At 49.0% G+C, this 5,828-nt stretch carries 6 protein-coding genes and 1 pseudogene; 2 read left to right on the top strand and 5 right to left on the bottom strand.

The annotated features are described in order from the left end of the window. From folP to Q0614_RS11300, 5 genes are all read right to left on the bottom strand, one after another. A partial coding sequence (gene folP / locus Q0614_RS11320) for a dihydropteroate synthase (protein ID WP_298788783.1) occupies positions 1-987 on the bottom strand: 987 nt, incomplete at its 3' end. Beyond that, entirely contained in the window at positions 984-1,607 is a 624-nt protein-coding gene (locus Q0614_RS11315; protein WP_298788781.1) for a DNA polymerase III subunit delta', read from the bottom strand. The genes folP and Q0614_RS11315, both read right to left, overlap by 4 nt. Beyond that, positions 1,604-2,137, bottom strand: a complete 534-nt coding sequence (locus tag Q0614_RS11310; RefSeq protein ID WP_005873254.1) for a HobA family DNA replication regulator — start codon at positions 2,135-2,137, stop codon at positions 1,604-1,606. Before Q0614_RS11310 ends, Q0614_RS11315 begins: the two co-directional genes overlap by 4 nt. Further along, positions 2,137-3,342: an aspartate kinase gene (locus Q0614_RS11305; RefSeq protein WP_295151394.1), complete on the bottom strand. Its 1,206-nt coding sequence runs from the start codon at positions 3,340-3,342 to the stop codon at positions 2,137-2,139. Before Q0614_RS11305 ends, Q0614_RS11310 begins: the two co-directional genes overlap by 1 nt. Then, positions 3,342-3,812, bottom strand: coding sequence for an RNA pyrophosphohydrolase (locus Q0614_RS11300; protein ID WP_298788779.1), 471 nt, complete (start codon positions 3,810-3,812; stop codon positions 3,342-3,344). The genes Q0614_RS11305 and Q0614_RS11300 overlap by 1 nt, the downstream gene beginning before the upstream one ends. Before the next feature lie 136 nt (positions 3,813-3,948). Between Q0614_RS11300 and hemW the strand changes: the two genes are divergently transcribed. After that, positions 3,949-5,022, top strand: coding sequence for a radical SAM family heme chaperone HemW (gene hemW / locus Q0614_RS11295; protein ID WP_298788777.1), 1,074 nt, complete (start codon positions 3,949-3,951; stop codon positions 5,020-5,022). 57 nt (positions 5,023-5,079) lie between these two features. Next, positions 5,080-5,349, top strand: a pseudogene (gene tatB, locus Q0614_RS11290) (Sec-independent protein translocase protein TatB); the annotation flags it as partial. Positions 5,350-5,828 lie beyond the last annotated feature (479 nt).

Genomic DNA, 5,828 nt, shown 5'->3' with positions numbered 1-5,828 from the left:
GCTGTAAAAATCGATAACGCTCTTTCTGCTTGCGCCCACGAGCAGCGGACAGCCGAAGTGCAAGAAATGCTGCAAATTTTTAATCAGCACCAAATTTTGCTCGGCGGTCTTGCCAAAGCCGATGCCCACGTCAAGGATGATCTTTTTAAGCCCCGCGCTTCGCAGCTGTTGCAAATTCTGCGCAAAAAACTCATCGATCTCGCCCATCAGATCGTCGTATTTGGGTGCAAGCTGCATATTTTGCGGCTTTCCTTGCATGTGCATCAGCACGTAAGCGGCGTCATAGCGAAGCGCAAGCGGGGCAAGAGCGAGGTTTGCGCTGATGTCGTTAATGATGCTAAAGCCCCGATCTAGCGCAAATTCCAAACAATACTCATCGAAGCTATCAAGGCTAAATTTAGCCTTTTCGTGCAGACGCAGGCGATAAATTTCGTTCACGATGTCCTTTATGCGCGCAAACTCCTCATCCCTGCCGCAGTACTGGCTGCCCGGGCGCGAGCTTACGCCGCCGATGTCGATGATAGCGGCGCCCTGCTCAATCATCTTTTCGATCTTATTGGTCGCCTCTTTTAAGCTTGCCGCACGGCTTGCGGGGTTGAAGCTATCGGAGTTGATGTTTACTACGCCCATTATTTCGCAGCTTTGCGGCTTAGCAAATTTCTCGCTTAGAAATTTCGCAAGCTCTTTTAGCCCGAAATCCTGCAGCGCTTCCTTTTGCGCCAAAGCCTCGATCTGACGGTCATTTGCGATCAAAACCGCGTCCGTATCGTCGCGCCCCAGGATCACCCCTTCGTTACATGCAAGCTCGGCACCGATGCTAAGGGCATCTTGCTTTAAAATATTCGCCGCGGGCGCTCGCAGGTCTTTTAGATAGAAAAAGTTTAGGCGCGATTTTTTCTGCATTATCGCCCTTCCCGCATTTCGCACGCCGATGCGCTCGCAAATCAGCGCAAAGTCGGCATCGTTTGAAATTTTATAAATTTTCATCTTTTTTTCTCCTCGATCATCAACAGTAACGGAGTAAGCACGGCATGGGCTTTAGCGTTGTGCTCGGCGAGGTAACTCAAGCAGTCAATCCGCTGTAGTTCATCGCCGCTTAGCCTGACGCCCGTTTCGAAACACTCTAGCGCGATCTCGCCGATGAGTGCTTTTAGCGCCGTTTTATCTAGCTCGCCCTTGCGCTCCAGCGCGATCTGTGCATCGATAAACTCCACCGCTTCCTTTAGGCCGAGCCTAGTTAAATTTAGCCCGGTGCGGTATCTGGGCTTTCGCACGCAGAGATTTTGCACCACGAGGCGCGAGCGGATGGTAGGCAGCAGGGCGTTGATGAAGGGGGTGATCAGGAAAAATACCGTATTTTTAGGCGGCTCCTCTAAAATTTTAAGCAGGGCGTTTTGCGCCTCCTCGCCGAATTTTGTAGCGGCGATGACGATGATCTTATCCTCGCGCTCGGCAACGTAGGCTTCGTCGATGATCTTTCGCGCCTCGTCGATCTTAAGTTCAGTGCTTTCAAAAAACCTTAAATTTTTGCGCGGAATTTCGGCTAAAATTTTATCTTTAAAGCCCTCATAATCGCTCGTCAAAACGATCTGATTTATGATTTTCAAAGCACCACTTCGTCAAAAAGCACGGCGTCGATGCTTTTGTCTAAAATTTTAAAAAGCTGAATCAGTTTGAGATCGAGGCTCGGATCGCTCTCGCTCATATAGAAGCTGTTTTGCAGCCTCTCGTCGATGAGCCACAGATAGCTGTCCTCGTGGCTTTTGGCGATTTTGGCTAGCGGATGGTTGCCGTTGCCGATGTAAAAATATATAAAGCCGTTGGCAAACGCGAGGCTTAGCATATCGTTTAGCAGCAGCGCGTCCTCGAGGCTATTTACGCCGCCACGGTAGAGCGAGCGCAAAGAAAAAAACGGTAGCAGCGGGCGTGAGTTGGTAGAGGAGTTGATCTTTTTGATGATGTATTCGCTAAACCAGCTTCGCTCATCGTCGCAGATGACGATGAAAGCAAAGCCGTCGTGGAGGAATTTTAGCTTTGATGCTAAAAGCGGCGTCCAGTCCTCCTTGCGATCCTCGAGCCACTCAAGTCCGGGCTCGGAGCGCATCGCCGTGACGCTCCAAGTGTGCAGATCCTGCATTATTTATCCAAATCGTAGGCTTTATGCAGCGCGCGCACGGCAAGCTCGCCGTATTTGGCCTCTACGATCATCGAAATTTTAATCTCGCTCGTGGAGATCATCTGAATATTTATCCCTTCATCCGCAAGCGTCTTAAACGCCTTGCTGGCTATGCCGCTGTGGCTTTTCATACCCACGCCTACCAAAGAAACCTTTACGATATCGGCGTCCGATTCGATGATGGAATTCGGATTTGGATTTACCTCTTTCATTACCGCATAAGCAGTCTGCAGCTCGTTTTGCGGCACAGTAAAGCCCAAATTCGTCTCGCCGTTTCGTCCGATATTTTGCACGATCATATCGACGTTGATCTCCTTGCTCGCAAGCGCGGAGAAAATTTCAGCCGCTACGCCGGGGCGATCCTCTACGTTTCTAATCGTAATTCTTGCTTGATTTTTATCCAGTGCAATGCCGCTAATTACCGCATCTTCCATCTTTTCTTCTCCTGTTATGAGTGTTCCTTCATGATCGTTAAAACTGCTTCGCGTTACCAAATTTACGTTTAATTTCTTCGCAAGCTCAACGCTTCGATTTTGCAAAACCTTCGCCCCCAAGCTCGCAAGCTCAAGCATCTCGTCGTAGCTGATACGATCAAGCTTCTTAGCCTTTGGCTCGATGCGCGGATCGGTCGTATATACGCCGTCCACGTCGGTGTAAATTTCGCACAGATCGGCATTCAGCGCTCCTGCGACGGCGACTGCGCTAAGATCGCTTCCGCCTCGCCCGAGCGTAGTTACTTCGCCTGCGGTGCTGATACCTTGAAAGCCCGCGACGACGACGATTTTGCCCTGCTTTAACGCCTCTTGCATGCTTTTTGGATCGATAGAGACGATGCGAGCTTTGGTGTGAAAATTATCCGTCACGATGCCTGCGCCTCGCCCGCTAAACGCGATCGCAGCATAGCCCTTGGCATTTAGCGCGATAGCTAAAAGTGCGCTCGTGACGCGCTCGCCCGAGCTTAGCAGTACGTCCATCTCTCTGCCTACGGGAGTTTTAGTAAAAAATTCCGCCTGCTCGATGAGCTGATTAGTAACGCCGCTCATCGCAGAGACGATTACCGCGACATCGTGTCCTTCGTTTTTAGTCTTTATCACGCGCTGCGCGACCGCCTCGATCCGCTCTAGCGTGCCGACGCTCGTACCGCCGTATTTTTGAACGATCAGCATTAAATGTAACCCTCCTCCTTAAAATATTTTAAAACCGTCGCGTAAATCGGCTTTTTGAAGTGATTTACGTGCCTTAAAACCTCATTCGCGCCTACGAATTTAAATGCGTCGAACTCCGGAAGTTTAGTATTGATGTTTATATCGGCTAAGCTTCGCAATCTCACCAAAAAATACCTTTGAATTTGCCCGTCGTATGGGCGCATCTTTTGAGCTACCCCATCGGGAAAGTCATAGCTGAGCCACTTCGGGCACTCAGCGATGATATCGACTTTGCTTGTTCCGATCTCCTCACCGAGCTCTCTGCGGATAGCCATCGTAGGCGTCTCACCGTCGTCGATACCGCCTTGAGGAAACTGCCAAGCGCCTTTGATGTCGCTTCGTTGCGCGATTAAAATTTCGCAATTAAACGGATACGAGGGCGAAAGTACGATTGCAGCGACATTCAGTCTGTAATTTTTCTCTTTTTCCATCTCGTTTTCTCACAAAAAATTTCTCAAAATTCTACCTAAAAATATTAAAATTTGCGTTAAGAGGCTTAAAATTTATATAAATTTTCAAATTAATTCGCTAAATTTTGCGACGTAAATTTAGCCCATAGGACCGCCCTTGCACATCTACATCCACGTGCCGTTTTGCACCTCCAAATGCCCGTATTGCGCCTTTGGCTCTTTTAGCGACAAATTTAGCCTCGCAAAAAGCTACTTTCGCGCGCTAGAGCTTGAGGTGCGCGATTTTTTGGCGAAAAATCCGCATGCGCAAATTTCGACGCTTTTTATCGGCGGAGGTACGCCAAGTGCCGTGGATGCGGGGCTTTACGACGAAATTTTTGCGCTGCTCGCGCCGCATTTTGCCGCTAAAGCTGAAATCAGCTCGGAAGCCAACCCGAACTCCGCTAGCCCCGCTTGGCTTGGGGCGATGCGCGGTCTCGGCGTAAATCGCATCAGCTTCGGCGCGCAGAGCTTCAACGATGCCAAGCTAAAATTTCTCGGTCGCGCGCACAGTGCGGCGCAGATTTTTCTGGCGGTGCAAAATGCCAAAGCGGCGGGCTTTGATAATATAAATTTGGATCTAATCTACGCGAGCAAATTTGACGATAAGAGGAATTTAAAATTTGAAATGGATGAGCTTGCGCGCTGCGAAGTGCCGCATCTAAGCGCCTATGCGCTAAGCCTTGAGGAGAATACGCCCTTTTTCGGGCGCGAAAGCTTTAAAAAGGAAAGCGCGACTCTAGCTAAATTTCTCTTTGCTTTGGCAGCTGATAGCGGCTTTAATCAGTATGAAATTTCAAATTTTGCCGCGCGCGGACTGCGCTGTAAGCACAATCTGGCTTACTGGCGCGGCGAGGATTACGCCGGATTTGGAGCGTTTGCCGTGGGCACAAGCGGGCAGGTGCGCCTTAGCTCGCCTAAAAATTTGCAAGACTACATTGCAGATCCGCTGCAAAAACAGCTCGAAGCCCTAAGCGCGCAGGATAAAAAGCTCGAGCGCATATTTCTTGGGCTGCGCTGCGTTTTGGGATTTGAGGCGCAAATTTTAGACGCTGCGGAGCTAAGCAACGCGCAGCTGCTCGTGCGCGAAAAAAAGCTGAAATTCGGCGAGGGTAAATTTTATAATCCTAACTTTTTGCTTGCCGACGAGATTGCGCTTTTTATTACGCAAGAAAGCCGCCGCGGGCGCTAAATTTAAGATTAATGAAATTTTAGTTACAATACGCCACTTTTTACGTTAGGAAATTTTATGTTTGGTATCAGTATGCCTGAAATTACGGTCATTTTAATCATCGCGATAATCGTGCTAGGGCCCGAGAAGCTTCCAAAAGTGCTGGTCGAGCTTGCGAAATACTTCAAAGTCATCAAAAAAACCATCAACGACGCAAAATCGAGCTTCGATCAGGAGCTTCGCATCGCCGAGCTCAAAGAGGACGCCAAAAAATATAAAGAGAGTATCACGCAAGTAAGCGAGGGCGTGCGCAAAAAGCTCACGTTTGAGGAGCTCGACGAGATCAAAGGCGGTATCGACTCAGTCAAAGAGACGCTAAATGCAGGGTTAAAAGACGCGAAAAGCTCGCTTAAAGAAACGCTTAGCTCGGATGCCGCCAAAGATGCGCTAAACTCTGCGGAGGTCTCGGTACAAAAACAAAATGAGGCGGCAAATTTAAAAGCAAATTCGAGCGGCGAAAACTCTACGCAAGGCTCCGCTAGCAGCGCAACAAATTCTGGCGCCGTAGACAAAGGCAAAAATTCTAGCGTCGAAAACGAAAATTCCATGCCGAGCGCAAGCGGCGGCGCGGAAAATTCCGCGCAAAATATTAATGCAAGCGGTGAAGCAAAAAGCGCCGCTCAAAATATGAATGCAAATTTAAACGGCGATGCGCAAAATTCTATGCAAAATTCCGCGCAAAATAACGAAGTGCAAAAATCATAATGAGAGAAAAATTTAATGTTTGAAGAGCTAAAACCCCATCTAGCCGAGCTTCGCAAGCGCCT

Source organism: uncultured Campylobacter sp., assembly GCF_937997595.1.
Taxonomy (GTDB): domain Bacteria; phylum Campylobacterota; class Campylobacteria; order Campylobacterales; family Campylobacteraceae; genus Campylobacter_B.
This window is presented reverse-complemented; position numbering and strand designations above follow the sequence as displayed.